This is a genomic window from Rhodoplanes tepidamans, assembly GCF_030813915.1.
GTDB classification, from domain to species: Bacteria; Pseudomonadota; Alphaproteobacteria; order Rhizobiales; family Xanthobacteraceae; genus Rhodoplanes; species Rhodoplanes tepidamans.
Genome location: NZ_JAUSUJ010000001.1, coordinates 587,708 through 607,150 on the forward strand (window position 1 = coordinate 587,708; position 19,443 = coordinate 607,150).

A 19,443-nucleotide genomic window follows, 5' to 3' on the forward strand; every position below is an offset into this window, starting at 1 on the left:
CCGTGCGGGAGCCGGCCGAGCCGGCCCGACCAGCGGCGCGCCGGGTCGCCGCGGTCCGGCATGACCATTGACTCACCACGGCTGTTCCCTGTTCACTCGCGACGGCGTGCCGGATCCACGATCCTCCAGGGTTGCAGCATCCACAATGCCGACGACCTCGCCGCTTTCGGGAATGTCACGGCTTCCGAGCGGTCGCGCCCTGGCGGTCCTGGTCGGCGGGATGCTGTTCATGGTCCTGTTCGTCGGCACGGCGGTCCTGCGCCTGTGGCAGGAGCGCAACGCCGAGATCGAGCACCGGAAGGCCGAGCTCTCCAACACCGCGCTGACGCTGGCCGAGCATGCACGCCAGAGCATGAAGGCGGCGGACCTCGTCCTGAAGAGCATCACCGACCATGTGAACGATTCCGGCATCGACAACGACGCCGACCTCCGGCGGGCGATGGGAACGGCGCACGTCTTCGATCTCCTCCGCAATCGTGCGAGCAGCGTTCCGCAGGTGTCGGTCGCGACCATCGTCGGCGCCAACGGCGACGTGATCAACTTCACGCGGAGCTGGCCGGCGCCGCCGATCAATCTGGCGGACCGCGACTACTACAAGGCCCATGTCGCCGACCCCGATCTCCAGGTCTTCCTCAGCGTCCCGGTCCGCAACCGCGGCACCGGCACCTGGACGTTCTATCTCGCCCGCAAGATCCGCAGCCCGTCCGGCAAGATGATCGGCCTGACCCTGACCGGCCTGGAGAGCAGCTTCTTCCAGGACTTCTACAAGGCCATCACGGTCAGCGAAGGCAGCTCGATCTCGCTGTTTCGCCGCGACGGGCCGCTGCTGGCTCGCTTTCCCGAGCGCGAGGCCCTGATGGGCGTGTCGTTCCACGACCAGCCGGTGTTCCGGGACATCATCAGCCGCGGCAGCGAGGCCGGCGCGATGATCTCGACGGGGCCGCGGCTGGCCGACGGCGGTCGCGCCGTGCCGCGCATCGTGGCGCCGCGAACCGTCCCGGACTACCCGCTGGTCGTCAACATCACGGCGACCGAAGACATCGTGCTCCGGCACTGGCGCGAGGCCGCCTGGACCACGGCCGGGGGGATCGGCGTCCTCGCGGTGATGTTCCTGGGATTGACGGTGTGGATCGTGCGGCTGCTGATGCGGCAGGAGACGGACGTGGTCGAGCTGCGCTCCGCCCGGCTCGCCGCCGAGCACGCGGCGCAGGTCAAGGCCGAGTTCCTGGCGCTGATGAGCCACGAGATCCGCACGCCGATGAACGCGGTGATCGGCATGACCGGCCTGCTGGCCGACAGCAGGCTGGACCCGGGGCAGCGCCAGCAGGTCGGCATCATCGCCAGCGCCGCCGATCATCTGCTCGGCGTCATCAACGAGATTCTCGACTTCTCCCGCCTCGACGCCGGTCGGATCAACGTGGAGGGCGGCGTGTTCGACCTGCACGATCTGGTGAGCGGCGCGGTCGAGATCGCCCGCGGCCAGCCGGCGGCGGCCGGGCAGCAGGTGGCGTTCGCCGTCGCCGACGACGTCCCGCGGCATCTCGTCGGCGACGCCGGACGGGTCAATCAGGTGCTCCTGAACCTGCTCGGCAACGCCGTGAAGTTCACCGAGCGCGGCACCGTGTCGCTGGCCGTGGCTGTCGCCGAGCGGGCGACCGACCATGTCCGGATCCGCTTCGAGGTCGCCGACACCGGGGCCGGTGTCGCGTCGGAGGACCAGGACCGCCTGTTCGAGCCGTTCGAGCGCGGCGCGCAGCAGCTCGCGCGGCGCTCCGGCGGAAGCGGCCTCGGCCTGGCGATCTGCAAGCGCATCGTCGATCTGATGGGCGGCACCATCGGGTTCGTCAGCACGCCCGGGAAGGGCTCCACCTTCTGGTTCGAGCTGCCGTTCCGTCCGGCCGCGGCGACGGCACGCCCGGCCGCCGCGGCCGCGCCGCCGCCACCGCTCCAGCGGCGGCTGCGGGTGCTCGTCGCCGAGGACACGCCGGCCAACCAGCTCGTGGCGCGATCGATGCTCGAGAAGATGGGGCACCGCGTCCAGGTCGTCGCCGACGGCGAGGAGGCGGTGACCGCGGCCACGACCGGATCGTTCGATCTCGTGCTGATGGACGTGCAGATGCCGAACGTGGACGGGTACGAGGCGACCCGTCGGCTGCGGGCGGCCGGCGGCGCCGCGGCGCAGCTTCCGATCGTCGCGCTGACCGCGTTCGCGCAGCTCCTCGATCGCGACAAGGCGCTCGCCACCGGGATGAACGACTACCTGGCGAAGCCGTTCCGGTTCGCCGAGCTCGCCGCCGCGATCGAGCGGGTGATGGCGGGCCGGCCGGATGCCCCGGCGCAGCCGGACACCGACGCCGAGGGCCGCCCCGAGATCGAGGCCGACGTCCTGGCGGAGCTGCGCGGCGCCGTCGGCGACGAGAGGTTCCAGCGCCTGTGCCGGCAGTTCGCCGACGATGCGCGGCAATCACTGACGACGATCAACAGCGGTCTGGCCGAGGGCGACATCACGGCGATCCGCAGATCGGCTCACACCCTGGCCGGGCTGTTCGGTCAGTTCGGCGCCGTGTCGGCAGCCGAGGCCGCGCGGCGTGTCGAGGCGGCGGCCGACGGCGACGTGCCGGGCTGCGCGGCAGCCCTGTCCGCACGGGCGGACGTCGCGCTGTGCGCGGTTTGCAGGTGGGGTCAAACGGCCACCCCCGAGTCCGGCGTCGCCGACCGAGCCGAAGCGTGACGGGTCGACGAGAGGCAATCCCGTCCGGCAGGCGCGGCCAAGAGGCTCGCGCGGCGCCGAGGGGAAGCCACCGTTCGAGGTGCTGCAAGCCGAACGACAGGGGGTATAGCTCGTCGTCCGCACGCTCGTCGTGGTGAAGTCGGGGTGCAGCTCGGGCACGCCGAGCTCAGGTCGATCGGCGAGCGGCGTGTCGCGACCGGCGGCGCGCCCGTGCAGGTGTCCCTGTTCCTGGCGGCGCTCGGCTTTTCGCGGCGGCTGCACGTTCGGGCCTATCGGAACGAGCGGCAGGAGAACTGGTTCGACGGGCTGGAGAGCGCGTTCCGGGCGTTCGGCGGGCGGCCCGAGAGGTACAGCTCGACGACGCCCGGGGCCTGTTATTGCATCACGACGCGGCGAGCCGGACGGTGGTGCCGCATCCGCGGCTGCACGCCTTCGCGCGGCACTGGGATTCCGGGTGCGGGCAGGGCGGGAGGAAAGCAAAACCGAGGCTGCGGCGCGGCAGGCGCGGATGCCTCGCACCGCGTTGGGGTCTCCGATCGCGACATCGCTCGCCCACGCGACGCATCCGCTCGGTTACTTTGTTCTCAGGGCGACCTCGACCGCCGTCCTCGCCGACGATCGCCCACAAATCACTCGAGTCGCCGCTGCCGCTTGCCATTTGCTTGCCAGTGGTCCTCGGCTCGGGGTCCATTTCACCCCATCGGCCGACACGAAACCTTCGTCGATCCGTCATAAGGTCCATCGACGACGTCGTACGGTGGAGCGCGTCCGTGCGGTCTCGACTTTCTTCGAAGCTACGGCGCATCGTCTTGCCGTGGCTCTCGGTGGGCTTGGTGTCGGTCATATGCTCGGGAACGGCGGCGGAGCCCGGAGAACGGGCGGCGGAGCAGGGGCGCGGGCTGCGTCCGGCCGACGAGACCGGTGCCCCCGCCATCGCCTTCGAGATTGCGGACCAGCCACTCGGGACGGCCCTCGACCGCTATGGTGACATCTCCGGCCGAGAAGTGCTCTATGCCGCCGCACTGGCGGAGGGACGCCGCTCGCTCGGCGTGCATGGCGTCATGTCCGCCGAGCAGGCGTTACGCCGCTTGTTGGACGGCACCGGGCTCACGGCACGGTTCCTGCCCGACGGCTCCTTCGTGCTCGTGCCCGAGGCGCCTCAATCACCGGCCGCCTGGTCGGGAAGCTCCCCCGCCGAGCGACAATATTACGGGCGCCTGCAAGATCGCCTGCACAAGGCGCTGTGCGCGGCGGCCGACACCGAGCCGGGCTGGCACCGGATCGCAGCGCTCTTGTGGGTCGGGCCGTCCGGCGCCGTGCAGCGCCACGAGCGGCTCTCCTCCCTCGGCAGTCCGGCACTCGACCGCAGCGTCGATCGGGTCCTCCGCACCCTCGATGTCGGAACCGGGCCGCCGCCCGGATTTGCCCAGCCGGTCCTGGTCATGGCGCTGCCACGGGCGCCCGGCATGACCATGGTTTGCGATCCGCCGGCCCGCGCTGGAGGCAGGGCGCCGTGACGGACACGCTCGCGGCGCTCCGCCGGCTGTTTCTCGATCGTTATGACGACCTGAAGGCGCGGCTGACGTCGCGGCTCGGGTCGGCCGACCTCGCCGGCGAGGCCCTGCATGAAACGTGGCTCCGGTTGGCGCGGGCCGAAGCCGTGGGTCCGGTCCGCAGCCCGGACAACTATCTGTTCCGAATCTTGCTCAATGCGGTCGAGGATCGCAGGCGGTCTGATCGACGGCTCCTGTCGGCAGCGGAAGTCGACGCGCTGCTCCACGTCGCCGACGACGCTCCGGGCCCGGCGCGGATCGCCGAGGCGCGGTCCGATCTCGCCCTCCTGAAGACCATCCTCGACGAGCTGCCGCCGCGACGGCGTGCCGTGCTGCTGATGGCTCGCGTCGAGGCCCTGCCGCGGGAGGAGATCGCCCGCCGTCTCGGGGTTTCGCTGCGCCTGGTGTCGAAGGAGCTGCGGCTCGCGCATGCGCACTGCGCCGCCCGCTGGCCCGGCCCGCCGAAGACATGAGCACGGCCATGCCAATCCTCATCGTGCGGATCTGCGGTCGTGTGAACGTCATGTCTTCAGAAGGCTGGATCGTCGTTCCGCGTCTGGGTGCGACGGCCGGCGGCACGAGAAGGACAGGATGAGCGAGCGCCCAGACGTATCCGATCGATTGCGCCGTGACGCGGTGACGTGGGTTCAGCGCCTGCTGTCGGGGCAGGCCACGGCGGCCGACGGCGATGCGCTGCGGGACTGGCTGGCGGGCGATGCCGCTCGTGCGGCGGCCTTCGCGGAGGCGCGCGGCGCCTGGACCGCTCTCGGCGCCGCCCGGCAGGTGGCCGGGCCGGACGCGATCGACGCGCTCGTCGCCGGGGTGCGCCGGCACCAGGCGATCCGACGGCGGACGTTCCTCGCCGGCGGCCTCGCGGCGACCGCCGTCGCCGCCGGCGTCGTGCGTCACCCCCCGCTCGAGCTCTGGCCGTCGCTGGGCGAGCTCATGGCGGACCACCGCACGGCCGTCGGCGAGCAACGGCAGCTCACGCTCGGCGAAGACATCTCGGTGCGGCTGAACACGCGGACGAGCATCGTCCTGCGACCGCCGGGCGGTGACACGGCACGCATCGAGCTGATCACCGGGGAGGCGGCCTTCACGGCGGCCGCGGCGCCCCGGCGCCTGACGGTCCTCGCGCTCGGCGGCAGCACGATCGGGTCCGGCGCGCAGTTCGACGTCCGTCATCTCGGCGGCTCCGCCGGGCGCTCCGTCTGCGTCACCTGCCTCGATGGAGTCGTCGACCTCGACCAGCGCGACGCCGGGGTGACGCTTCGGGCCGGCCAACGGGTGCGCTACGACGAATCCGGCTTTCAGTCGGTCGAGGCCGTCGATCTGGAGGTCGCGTCCGCTTGGCAGCGCGGGATCGTCGTGTTTCGCGCGACACCGCTGGTCGATGTCGTCGACGAGATCAACCGGTATCGGCCCGGCCGCATCGTGCTGGTCAACCCGGAGCTCGGACGCCGGCTGGTCAGCGGCCGTTTCCGGACCGATCGGCTCGACGAGATCCTGACCCGCCTGGAGCTGGCCTTCGGGGCGCACCTCCAGACGCTGCCCGGCGGGCTCGCGCTGCTGAGCTGACGGCGAACGCCGGTCGATCGTGTCGGTCCGGGCGCGATCGCCGTGCGCGTTTTCATGCGAGCATCCGTCTTAGGGGCGTGACCTCCCGGTGTCACCGGGAAGGCGCGAGGCCGTCCCGTTCCAGCCGCATGCCGATGCGCGAAGGATTTCTCATGGTCGCCCGGTCGTCAGTATCGCCCATTGGCCCTCGTCGGGTCGCGGACCGGCATCGCGCCGCCACGCGCCGGGTGCTGTTCGGAAGCGTGAGCGCGCTGGCGCTGGCGCTCGCGACGACGCTTCCGGCTCACGCCGGCAGCCTGCGTGGGATGCGGTCCGGCGCCTCGGCCTCCGCCGTGGCGACCGCGACCGCGGCGGCGACCAGCGCGGCGCAGGCGGCGGCTGCCGCCCAGGCGTCGTCGATCTCGAACCTGACCAGCTCCTTGAAGTCGATGCGGGCGGTGCAGAACGCCGCGCAGGCGGCCGCGAAGGCTTCGGCGGCGGCCGCGACGTCGAGCTTCAACGGCCTCGGCGCCGGCGCGCTGCAGCCGGTGGGCAATCCAAACTCGACGACCGACGGACTCACCACCTGGACGGGTGCGGACCTGCCGACCCAGACGGTGTCGGACGGCAAGTACAGCGTGACGATCGAGCAGACCCAGTCGCGCGCGATCCTCTCCTGGGAGAGCTTCAACATCGGGTCGGCGACGACGCTGACCTTCGACCAGCAGGGCAATACGGACTGGGTGGCGCTCAACCGGGTGGTCGGGGCGTCGACCAGCCCGAGCCAGATTCTCGGCACCATCAAGGCCGACGGCACCGTGCTGGTGATCAACCAGAACGGCATCATCTTCGGCGCCGGATCGCAGATCAACGTGCATTCGCTGATCGCCTCGACGCTGGAGATCGGGCGCAGCACCGAGAACAGCGTGGCGCGCACCATCGCGCAGCGCAACACCGAGTTCCTCGACTACGGCCTGACCGGCTACGCCGAGACCAATGCCAGCACCGGGTCGACCTATGCGGCCTTCTCGGGCGTCACCGATTCGGCGACGGCGCCGAGCAGCGCGGCCGTCACGGTGGAAGAGGGCGCGATCGTCACCAGCGACAGCGGCGGCATGATCCTGCTGATCGCGCCGACTGTGACCAATGCCGGCTGGCTGTCGGCGGCGGACGGGCAGGTGAGCCTGGTGGGTGCCAAGGCGCTCACCGGCTCGGTGTATCTGACGGCGTCGGACGGCAGCGACACGGCCGAGGATCCCTATGTGCGCGGCTATTTGATCACGAACTACGAAGGAACGGTGGTCAACAGCGGCCTGATCGAGGCGGAGCGCGGATACATCGACCTCGCGGCCACGACGGTGACCAATTCCGGCATCCTGCGGTCGACCACCAGCGTTTCGGCCAACGGCACCATCGATCTTCATGGCCAGACCATCACGCTGGCGCCGGGCAGCATCCTGATGATCGCGGCCGACGAGAACGGCGAGACGATCCCGCAGGACGCCGATTCGCTGGCCGCGGTCAAAAGTTCGCAGGTGCGCATCGGCAGCTACAACTCCGACGTGACGTTGCAGTCGGGGGCGACCATCTGGGCGCCATCCGGCGACGTGACGATCGGCGCGGCCTCCGGCGCGGCGTTGACCGACGCGTCGCAAAGCAAAATCTACGACACGGCGACCGGCAAATGGGTCTACAACGCCGGCCACATCGTCGTCGAAGACGGCGCGACGATCGACGTCGCCGGCCTGAAGGACGTGCAGGTCGACGTCTCGGCCTACAACCTGTCGATTCTGCTCAAGAGCAACGAGCTCGCGGATTCCGGCGGCTATCAGGACAGCTTCCTGAACGGCGAGACGGTGATGATCGACGCGCGCCTGTCCGGGGTGCGCGAGGACGGCGTCGCCTGGATCGGCTCGCCCCTGATCTCGGCGGCGGCCTATTACGAGGCGGTCGGCGTCACCGCGGCGCAGCTGATGACCACGGGCGGCAACGTCACGCTCGGCACCAATGGCGGCGTCTCCTCGGCCACGGTCGGAGGCTCGGCGAGCGTGACCGTCAAGTCGGGCGCCGTGATCGACGTCTCGGGCGGCTTCGTGACCTACGCGGCCGGCACGGTGACGACGACGAAGCTCCTGACCAGCGACGGGCGGATCGTCGACATCGGCAGCGCCAGCCTGTCCGACACCTATGTGGCGGTGGTGCCGGACGGCACGTCAGTGGGTCACGAGCACTGGGGCGTCACCGAGGTCTACACCAACAAGCTGCGCTCCAGCTCCTATCACCAGACCTCCTACACCGAGGGTCGCGACGCCGGCACCCTGACCATCAAGTCGGCGCAGGTCTCGTACGAAGGCACGCTGACGGCCGACGCTTACGCGGGCGAGCGCCAGCTCGCCGAAGGCGAGGTCGGCACCGGGACGTCGTCGGTCTACGGCGACCTGCGCAACGTGCAGGAGGCGACCTCGCAGCTGCCGGCGGGCGGCCTGCTGTTCATCCAGCAGGTGGGCGATCCCGACGGCAGCGGGACGGTCATGGGCGGCGGCGGTGACATCCTGGTGGTGGCTGCCGCTGATTACGCCCCGGTCGCCGGCACCACCGTGCTGTCGGACGCGCTGCTGTCCGGCTCGGGGCTGGCGCAGGTGTCGCTGTGGACCTCGGGGACGATCACGGTGGCCGAGACCGCCGGCGTGAGCCTGGAGGCGGGCGGCGTGTTCGACGCCTATGCGGGCCGTGCGATCACCATCGCCGGCTCGGTGACGGTGCCGTCGGGCACGATCCAGCTCGAGACGGCCAATTTCGGCCTGTCGGGCTCGGCTTTCACCACCGCCGACGACATCCTCGCGGTCGGCTCGTTCGACATCGTGGTGACCGGCAGCCTGTCGGTCGCCGGGCGCTGGGTCAACGACTGGGGCAAGACCGGCACCGACATCGCCGGGCCGGCCTATCTGGACGGCGGCAGCATCGTCATGGTGTCGGCCGCCGCGGTGACCGACCAGGTCGTGTCGACCAACACCAACACGATCGCCAGCGCGACCGACGTCTCGGGCAGCATCCTGATCGCGAACGCCACGCTGATCGACCTGTCGGGCGGCGGCCGGGTGACCTACGACGGCACCCTCGACCTGTCCGGGCAGGGGGGCGACCTCGCGCTGATCAACCAGACGGCGTTCTTCCAGACCGAGTTCGCCAACTACGGGCTCGGCGAGACGCGCACGCTGTTCGGCGAATTGAGCGGCTTCCGCACCTACTATCTCGATTCGCAGGGTGTCGTGGTCGCGCTGCAGATCAACCCGGCCGAGATCACCTCGACGGTCCAGTTCGATCCCGCCGTCATCAAGGCGGCGGGCTTCTCGGGCGGCGGCACCTTCACGCTGTGGGCGCCGGACGTGAAGTTCGGCAGCGGCGCGTCGGACGACACCGCCGCGGCCACCGCGGTCCCGCTGTCGTTCTTCCAGGCCGGCTTCGCCGACTACGTGATCACCTCCTACAAGACGGCGCTGCTCGACAACACTTTCGTCACCGCGAGCGGCACCGGCTACGGCGGCACCAACGCGATCCTCGAGACCCAGACCTTCACGATCAAGGCCGGCGAGACCCTGACGCTGTCGCAGGCGCTGCTGCCGAGCATTCTCACCGAGGATCAGGCCGCGGCGCTGCGCGCGCTCGCCACCGGCGGCGACGTCGGCACCATCCTCACGGCGTCGGTGCCGACGGAGGCGTGGGATCAGAAGGCCGTGAATCTCACGCTCGACGGAGCGATCGAGCTTAAGGTGGAGGCGGGCGGCAGCATCGTGTCGGCGCCGGGGGCCGTGCTCACCGTCGCCAAGCTCCTGAACGAGGGCACGATCCGGCTGCCCGGCGGCAGCATCGTCCAGTCCCAGACGCTGCCGGCGAGCTACCTCTCGGCCACCAAGGTGTACGGCGTCGACGCGCTCTCCGAGGTCTTCACGATCGAGGCCGACGGCACCATCGTCGCGACCAAGGCCTCGAAGATCTCGGGCAAGACCAACGCCGACGTCGCGATGCTCTACGAGGTCTACCTGCTCGGCGAGCTGGGGGCCGCCGACGGCATCGTGCTGGCCGCGGGCAGCGTCACGGATCTGTCCGGCGTCAGCGTGGTCGACCCCTATGCCGCCGGCGCGCGCGGGACGGTCACGGCCGGCGTCCGCACCGGCACGGTCTACGATGCCGGCTCGATCGTCCTGGCAAGCGCCAGCACGACGACGACGGCGCTCTATCGCGAGACGCGGCTGAGCACGTTGCTGCTGGAGACGACGGCCGGCAACTCGGGCGCGACGCTGACCATCGGGGCGGGCGCCACGGTCGCCCTCGACGGCGCCTCCGACATCTATGTGCAGGCGCTGACCTCGACCTCGGCGAGCGGCGCCGGCCTGCGGGCGGGCGGGCTCGTCATCACGGAGGTGTGGAGCGACGCCGGCGCGATCTCGGCCCCGAGCGGCTTCACCATCTCGTCGGAGGCCGAGATCAGCGCCAAGGGCGGGTCCGCCTCGGCCGAGGGCGGCACGCTCGAGCTCGCCGACGTGATCCTGACCCAGAGCGTCGCCGACGCCAAGGGCGAGCTCGCCGCGGACCAGATCATGGCGGCGGGCTTCGGCACGCTCGCCGCGCTCGGCACCCTGAGCTCGCAGGGCGACGTGACCCTGACGCTCGGGCGCGCCCTGTTCGTCGCCTCGCGCCCCTACGGCAGTGCCACGACGACCGCCGGCAACCCTTATGCGGTGACGATCAGCGCCGGCGGCGACCTCTCGATCACGGCGCCCTATATCGGGCTCCTCAGCAGCATGGACGTGCTGTCGAGCACCGCCACCGGAACGGCGGCGTCCCACACCGTCACGCTGACCGCCACCGCGGCGTTCGACATCGCCGGGGCGGTGCTGTTCGACCGGTCGATCGCGGCCACGAATCTGGTCAGCGGCGGCGACGTCCGGCTGACCGGCGTCCAGGACTACAAAATCACCTACCAGAACTCGACGGTCGTGAACGACGCCCTGACGGCGCTGCTCGCCGTCAACGGCGACCTCGCGATCACGGCCGCCCAGGTCTATCCGACCACCGGCACGACGGCGACGATCTCGACCACCAAGACCGACGGCATCATCACTTTCGCCCGCTCGACGGCGACGTTGCCGGACGCCCCGTACTCGGCCGGCGGCAGCCTCACGGTGTCGGCCGCCACCATCGTCCAGGGCGGCGTGATCCGGGTGCCGCTCGGCAGCCTGACGCTCGCCGCCACCGGCGACCTGACGCTGACCGACGGCTCGTACACGGAGGTCTCGGCCAACGGCCTGATCATCCCCTACGGCACCACCACGGACGGCGTCGAGTGGTACTTCACCCCGATCGGCAGCGACGCGCTCTCGGCGCCCCCCGAGAAGGTGCTGACGCTGAAAGGGGCCAACATCGAGGTCGAGTCCGGCGCCGTGGTCAACGTCGCCGGCGGCGGCGACGTCACCGCCTACGAGTTTGCGGCCGGCACCGGCGGCGCGCGCGACGTGCTCAACAGCTACAATGACGACGCCTATACCAGCACCACCGGCTGCACCTATGCGGGCTGCGCCCAGGCCTATGCGATCGTGCCCGGCCTGTCGGACAACGCGGTCGCGGCCTACGATCCGATCTACTCCTCGAACTACGCCTCGCTGTCGTCGGTGACCGGGGTCGGCACGCGGGTGCTGATCGACATCGGCTACGGGCTGAAGTGGTACACGCTGCTGCCGGCCCAGTACGCGACGCTCGCGGGCGGCGTGCTGGTGGTGCAGCAGACCGCCTCGACGTCGCTGACGCTCGGCAGCTCCGTCACCCGCGCCGACGGCACGGTGCTGACGGTGGGCTCCTACGGCAACGCCCTGTCGGGCTCGGCGCAGTCCTCGACCTATCTGTTCGCGGTGCAGAGCCAGGATGTCTACGAGAAGTATTCCTCGATCACGCTGACCTCGGGCAACACCTATTTCACCGATCTCGCAGACGACGCCGGCACCACCGTGCCGGCGCTGCCGATCGACGCCGGCCGGCTGGTGCTCGACGCCACCACGACGCTGGTGATCGACGCCATCGTGAGATCGGCGGCGGCCGAGGGCGGCCGCGGCGCCAAGGTCGACATCGGCGGCTCGACCATCGCGATCGTCTCGGCGCTGCCGGCGACGCCGGCGGCCGACACGCTGACCATCACGGCGGCGAGCCTGACCAATCTCGGCGCCGAGAGCCTGCTGATCGGCGCCACCCGCACCGACGAGGACGACGGCACCACGACGCTCGCCGTCACGGCCGGCTCCATCACGGTCGCCAACGACGCCGCGCACCCGATCTCGGCGGCCGAGATCGTGCTGGCCGCGACCGGCTCGATCACCATCGCGGACGGGTCCGTGATCCTCGCCACCGGCGAGATGGCCGACACCCGCGACGGCGTCTACGTCATCGGCGACGGCGCCACCGCCGGCACCGGCGCGCTGCTGCGCGTCGCCAACGGGCCCGAGCGCCTCACCAGCCGGAGCAACTTCGAGAGCACCGCGACGCTCACGGTCGGCGCCGCGACGCTGTCGGGCACCGCCGTCATGGTCGACTCCTCCGGCACGGTGACGCTCTCCGACGCGCTGGTGCTGCAGAACGCCGAGACGGTGGCGCTCGGCGCCGGCCGCATCGGTCTCGGAATCTCCGATCCGGGCTACGCCGGCGTGGTGCTGACAGCGGCCATGCAGGCGCTGCTGACCCAGACCGGCGCGCAGCTGACGCTGCGCTCGCAGAGCGCGATCGACTTCGCCGACGGCACCTATGCGTTCGGCACGCTCAAGCTCGACGCCGCGACGCTCGCCGGCACGCAGGGCGGCGCCGTCACGGTCACGGCCGGCACGGTGACGCTCGGCAACTCCGGCGCCGAGGGCGCCGTCTGCGGATCCTGCGCCGCGAATGCCGGCAGCCTCGCGATCGTCGCCGACACCGTGGTGTTCTCCGGCGGCATCATCGCCACCAAGGCGACCACCACGGCGAGCACCGTCACCACCACGCTCGCCACCGACACGGCCGTCACCATCCCGGCCGGGACGTATTTCAGCTCGACCTACTACGTCCTCGAGGACACCAAGGTCCTGCTGCCGGCCGGAACCGTGGTGACGCTCGACGTCGGTACCGGGGTGATCACGCCGGTCGCGTCGAGCGGGACGCTGGCGAGCGGCACCGAGGTGACGGTCTCGGGCGTCGCCTTCACCATGGCGACCGGCAGCTACGTTCTGGCCGAGGCGACGAGGGTCTATTATTCGAGCGATCAGCCGAACAGCACGGTCGCGGCCGGTACGGTCCTCAGCTTCACCCGGACGCCGACCGTGACGATCCCGACCGGCGCGACGCTCGATCTCGCCGCCGACGTGGCGCTCACCGGCACCGACTTTTTCGCCGGCGGCGTGACGCTGACGGCGGCGAACGGCGTCTACGTCACCGGGCAGGGCGCCGGGCTCGATGCCGGTGCGGCGGCCCTGACGGTCCACACGCCCTATGTCGGCGATCGCGGGTCGCGCGCCGCCACCGTGGTGGTGCCGGACCTGACGCTCGCCACCACGGGCGCGCTCGTGATCGACAATGCCGGCGCGGCGGCGCTCGACATCGCCTCGCTCGGCGGCATCCCGGGCACGTCGGTGGCGCTCACCGGCGGTTCGGTGGTGATCAGCGGCACCACCGTGCAGGCCAGCGGCGGCCTGGTCGAGGTGGTGTCGGCGACCGGCATCACGCTCGCCGACGGCGGCGTGGTCGCGGCGCCGGGCTGGACCGGCACCTATGGCGACACGACCGACTCCACGACCGCGTCGTCGGCCGGCGGCACGGTGCGGCTCACCGCGACGGCCGGCGACATCACGCTCGGCGCCGGGACGCTCGTCTCGGTCGCCGGCGACGAAGGCGACGCCGGCCGGCTGGAGCTCTCGGCGATCGCCGGCAGCGTGACGTTCGGCGGCACCATCGACGGCACCGCGGGAACCGACGGCACGGGCGGCGAGTTCGCGCTGGAGACCGGCGGCAGCGTCGATCTCGTCGCGCTGAACACCCTGGTCGGTGGCCAGGGCTTCACCGGCGGCTTCGAGGTGAGGAGCCGCGCCGGCGACCTCGTGCTCGCCGCCGGGCAGACGCTGAAATCCGGCTCGGTGGTGCTGACCGCCGACGGCGGGTTCGTGACCATCTCCGGCACCATCGACACCTCGGGGACCAACGGCGGCGACATCGCGCTGTGGGGCAACAAGGGCGTCACGCTGACGTCGACCGCGAAGCTCGACGCCCACGCGGACGGCTATGCCGACAGCGAGCCCTACCAGGCCTCGGCCGGCGACATCACGCTCGGCACCGACTTCGTCACCCGCACGACGGCGACCAGCCCGGACGGCGTGGTGTCGGGGACGAGCGGCACGATCACGATCGCGGCGGGGGCGACGCTCGACCTCTCGGTCAAGAACACCACCGCCCGGGTGATCGCCCTCGACAGCGGGCTCGGTTACTATTACGTGGCGGCCGACACCGCCGGCACGCTGACCCTGCGCGCGCCCGTCTACACCGACGCGAGCGGCAAGCAGACGGTCGACGTCAATGTCGCCTCGGCCTCCTCGGTGGTCGGCGCGGCGAGCGTCGTCCTCGAAGGCTTCCGCCGCTGGGACCTCGCCGTCGTCGCCGCCAGCGGCAGCTACACCGGCGTCACGGCGAGCAACGGTGACATCACCCTCGACGTGTCCGCCGGGCTGGACACCCTCGCCTACGATGCGGCCACCAAGACCGTGAGCATCACGGACGCCGGCCGCGGCCTCAACTTCCTCGGCGACCGCGATCCGACCGGGACTCACGAGACGATCGTGAGCTTCATCCAGGATCTCGACCTTTCGGCGATGTATTCGAAGCTCGGCGGCCTCGCGGCGCTGACGGATTCGTCGGGCGCCTCGATCTTCCACGTCCAGCCGGGCGTCGACCTGGTCAGCACAGGCAGCATCACCCTGTCGAGCAACTGGAATCTCGCCGCCGGCACGGTCGATATCGCCGGCGCCACGGCCGCGGGGCTGATGGGCAGCGAAAGCTATAACGGCACCACAGTCGACTACATCGTGCCCGGCAGCGAGGCGGCCGTGCTCGCCGACTACACGGCGATGCTCTACCGCACCGGCGCCAGCGTCACCGGCGAGGCGCCCATCCTCACCTTGCGGGCCGGCGGCGACCTCGTCATCAATGGAATCGTCAACGACGGCTTCTTCTCGTTCCAGAATTCGGAAGACGCCACCTACCTCGCTGCCGCCTCGGGCACCTCGGTCTATTCGATCGGGTTCGGAACCTATTATAAACCGAGCGGGGCGGTTACGACATCGGCCGGCGTCGGCATCCTGATGAACTTCTTTGGGTCCAATGCCAACAAAGTGACGACGACGAGCGCCGCCGATCCCCTCGACTACGTGCCTTACTCGGTCGAAGCGAACAGCGCCGCTCCGGGGCGGTCGAGCGATCTGTTCGGCACCATGGAGCTGTTCCCGACGCTCGCCACCTCCGACGGCCGGCAGATGACCTCCGCGTCCTACCGATTGGTCGCCGGCGCGGCGGTCGACCGGACCAGCGCCGGACAGATCACGGCCTCCGCCAATCCCACCGCCATCAATCCCCTGTCGCTCGGCTCGGCGATCGTCGACGGCAGCTACACCTACACGACCGCGAGCGGAACGACTGTCACGGTGTATTATGGATTCGCCCCCAGCCTTACAGGAAACAACTGTTCCGCCATCTCCGCCTATTGTGCAAGCTCGGTCGAGGAGTGGCTGAACCTCGTCTCGGCGAATACAAGCGGCAGAACATTCACCGGAACAGCGGTCTATTGGGGCACACAGGCGGAGCATTACGGAACCACTGCAGGAAGGGTGACGTTCGCCACTGCGCCGACGACGAGCTCGAGCGGGTACATCATCGATTCGATGTCCGACCTCGTCTATATGAAACTGTATCTGGACAGCAGCTCGACGGGCGTCACACTCAGCGGAAGCCTGTCGACGCTCAGTCTTCGCGATTACGTCAAGAGCGGCGCCGATCCCTACCTTGCCGCGCTCTATTACAGCGACAGCACCACGGTCACCACAGCCGGCCAGGTCGTGACCTACACGCTGAATGGTCAGAGCTACAGCTACACCATGACCGGGGATGACTTCTTCACCGTCGTCGGGACGAGCGGGGGAACGAGCAGCAATCCCTACATGACGACGAACAACAACAACATTGCCCTGCTCGTGAGCGTGAAGACGGCGGCCTATATTCTGGAGAATTACGTCACCCCGCTGTTCCCCACATCGACCGCATCGACCACGCATTCGGTGTCGGGCATGATCCGCACCGGCACCGGCGACATCGCGATCGCGGCGGCGCGGAGCGTCGACCTCACCGCCGGCCTGTCCGCCTCCAGCACGGCCGACGCGGTCGCGGTCTACACGGCCGGCCAGCGTGCCACGACGACCACGGCGACGGCGACCGACGTCGCCACCGGCCAGACCGTGACGGTCGACCTGACCGCCAACCAGGTTTCGGGCGGGCTCTATCTGGTGAACGGCGGCGACATCACCATCGCGGCCGGCGAGGACGTGATCGGGGTCACCACCAGCATCGTCTCGAGCTATGCGGCATCGAACAATGCCAGTCTCGACTGGATGGCCAACACGTCGACCAGCGGCGCGACCATCAGCCAGGCCGACCAGCATCTCCTGCTCGGCGAGTTCGACACCGGCGTCGGCGCGCTCGCCGGCGGCGACATCACGGTGACGGCCGGGCGCGACATCGACGATGTCGCCGCGTTCGCCACGCCCGCCATCCGCACCGTGGGCCTGACCTTCGCCGACGGCTCGACCGGCAAAGGCATCCAGTTCCTCGGCGACAGCGACGTCGTGCTGCGCGCCGGCCGCGACATCGCCGGCGGGCTCGTCTACGTCACCTCCGGCAGCGCGACCCTGTCGGCTGAGCGCGACATCGTCTCGGCCGGCCGTTTGATCAGCAGTCCCACCTCGACCGCTCGCACCACCCGGCTGCGGCTCACCAATGCGGTCGCGACGGTGTCGGCCGGACGCGACCTGACGGTCACCTGGGCGGGGGCGCTGCCGTTCGGGCTCAACAACGAGGCCTTCTGGGTGTCGTCGGCCTCCAGTCTCACGGTCACGGCCGGTGGCGACGTCGGCCTCGACCTCTTCGTCAACTCCAGCGTCGGTTCCTATGACGGTGTCGTGGTGCCCGGAACGATCACGCTGTCCGCACTGACCGGCGACTTGACCTTCCTGAGGAACGGCTCCTCCATCGGCGTCCAGCCATACCTGTTCATGGTGCCGGACACCGACGGCCAGCTCGTGATCACGGCGGGCGGCGGCATCGGCGCCGCCACCATCGTGATGGACGACGCCGATCCGGCCTATCTGCCCGGGCCGTTCCGCAACACCGGAACCTCGGCGTCGCGCGGCCTGACCTTCCCCACCGTGACCTCGTCGACCACCGAGGCGCAGCTCCGGCTCTATCACAACCAGGACATCACCCATCTCGACGACGCCGAGCCGGTGTTCGTCGCGGCCGGCGGCGACATCACCGGCCTCGTCCTGTCGGTGCCCAAGCAGGCCCGCGTCGTCGCCGGCGGCGACATCGTGAACATGATGTTCTTCGGCCAGAACCTTTCGGCGACCGACATCACCCGCATCGCCGCGGCGGGCGACATCACCGCCACCACCAAGCTGCTCAAGAACGCGGCCGGCACGGCGCTGGCGACGCTCGGCGGCAACACCTTCGTGATCGGCGGCCCCGGCGCCTTGTTCCTGGAGGCCGGCGGCGACATCGGGCCGTTCCTCAACTCGGCGACGATCACGACCGGAGTCTGGAGCGAGAACTGCGCCTGCACGATCTACACGACCAGCGACTACGCCGGCGGCGTGCTGTCGGTCGGGTACGATTGGAACCCGTGGCTGAAGAGCATCGTGACCGAGGCCGGCGGTGGCGCCGACCTCTACGTGATGTTCGGGCTCGGCGCGATCGGCCCCGACTACGCGGCGCTGCGCGAAAAATACGTCAACCCGGCCAATGTCTCGTTCCTGACCTGGGAGGGCTATGCCGACGAGCTGGTGGCCTGGATGCAGGCGCGCCATCCCGACCTGCTGCTGTCGGCTTACGGCACCACGGCCGTCACCGAGGCGCAGGCCTATGCCGCCTTCACGAGCCTGCCGATGCTGGAGCAGCGCATCTTCCTGCTGTCGGAGGTCTACTACAACGAGCTCGAGCAGGTGGCGGTGACCACCAGCGCCTCCTACCAGAAGTACAGCCGCGGCTACGAGGCCGTGAACACGCTGTTCCCGGCGGCCAACGGCTACACGGCGAACAGCCTGGAGGGCGGCGCCGTCGACACCGCGCTGGTCGCCACCGGCGACCTCGACCTGCGTCTCGCCACGCTGCAGACCACGCGCGGCGGCGACATCAATCTCATCGGCCCGGGCGGCGACATCATCGCCGGCTCGGTGGTGCGCACCTCGACGCAAGCGGCGCGGCGGAATTACTATGCCCCGGTCTATTCGGGCCTGACCAACTCGACTGTCTGGGAGAGCGTGGTCTCGGGCAGCACCTCGGGCGGGACCGCGATCGACTCGATCCCGACCGGGCTCGAAGGCATCCTCACGCTGCGTGGCGGCAGCGTGAGGAGCTTCACCGACGGCAGCCTGGTGCTCAACCAGAGCCGCCTGTTCACCCAGGGCGGCGGCGACATCGTCGCCTGGTCGTCGAACGGCGACCTCAATGCCGGGCAGGGGCCCAAGACCTCGGCCAACTTCCCGCCGATCGTCGTGAGCTTCGACTGGAACCTGTTCGGCGAGGTCGACAAGCAGGCGGGCGTGACGGGCGCCGGCATCGCCGCGTTCCAGCCGTCGGTCGACGAAGAGGCGCCGGACGTCTATCTGCTCGCCCCCCGCGGGACCGTGGATGCGGGCGACGCCGGCCTGCGGGTCGCCGGCAATCTCTCGGTCGTCGCGCTCGAGGTGCGCAACGCCGACAACATCCAGGTCGGCGGCGCCGTCACGGGCCTCCAGGTGGAGGCGCCGGCGACGATCCCCCTGACGGTCGAGACCAAGGACAAGGCCGCGGCCGACGCCGTCGCGGCGGCCTCCCAGCAGGCGACGGCGAGCGAGCGGGCCTCCGTGATCATCGTCGAGATCCTTGGCTACGGGGGCGGGGAGGGCGGCAGCACGCCGGCGGACGAGGAGCGCCGCCGCCGCCCGCCGGAGCGGCAGAGCTACGATCCGAACGGAATGCTCCGGGTTTTGGGACACGGCCGGTTCACCGACGAACAGCTCATGGCCCTGACGGACGAGGAGCGAAAGGCGCTCTCGCGGTTCGTCGCGCGGTAGCGTGGACGGGCGAGGGGGGGGGGACGCGGCCCATCTGTCGTGAACCTGTGACGTTCGGCGTCTATCTCGACAGAACGCCGACGAGGGGCAGGCCGGCACCGTCCGGTCTGGCGTGGCGCCCCGTTCCCGTGGATAAGGGGCCGCGACGACGCCCGAGCCCGGCGGCAGCTGTCACGAGTCGTCGGACGGGGATATGGGCGGCTCCTCCGGGATGGGACGC

The 19,443-nt window shown here is 70.2% G+C and carries 5 protein-coding genes; all 5 read left to right on the forward strand.

Features of this window, described 5'->3' with window-relative positions:
* Nucleotides 1–172: 172 nt before the first annotated feature.
* The 5 genes from J2S22_RS02645 (at nt 173) to J2S22_RS02665 (ending at nt 19,223) form a co-directional block, all read left to right on the forward strand.
* On the forward strand, nt 173–2,731 hold the full coding sequence (locus tag J2S22_RS02645; RefSeq protein WP_272840429.1) for a hybrid sensor histidine kinase/response regulator: 2,559 nt from the start codon (nt 173–175) through the stop codon (nt 2,729–2,731).
* A gap of 770 nt (nt 2,732–3,501) precedes the next feature.
* A complete protein-coding gene (locus J2S22_RS02650; protein WP_272780269.1) occupies nt 3,502–4,248 on the forward strand; it encodes an STN domain-containing protein in 747 nt (248 codons plus the stop codon).
* Nucleotides 4,245–4,757, forward strand: coding sequence for an RNA polymerase sigma factor (locus J2S22_RS02655; protein WP_272780270.1), 513 nt, complete (start codon nt 4,245–4,247; stop codon nt 4,755–4,757). Before J2S22_RS02650 ends, J2S22_RS02655 begins: the two co-directional genes overlap by 4 nt.
* Nucleotides 4,714–5,862 (forward strand): FecR family protein, encoded by a 1,149-nt coding sequence (locus J2S22_RS02660; RefSeq protein ID WP_272780271.1) that lies wholly within the window; start codon nt 4,714–4,716, stop codon nt 5,860–5,862. Before J2S22_RS02655 ends, J2S22_RS02660 begins: the two co-directional genes overlap by 44 nt.
* Nucleotides 5,863–6,104: 242 nt before the next feature.
* Complete coding sequence (locus tag J2S22_RS02665) at nt 6,105–19,223, forward strand: filamentous hemagglutinin family protein (protein ID WP_272780272.1); 13,119 nt, start codon at nt 6,105–6,107, stop codon at nt 19,221–19,223.
* Nucleotides 19,224–19,443: the final 220 nt, after the last annotated feature.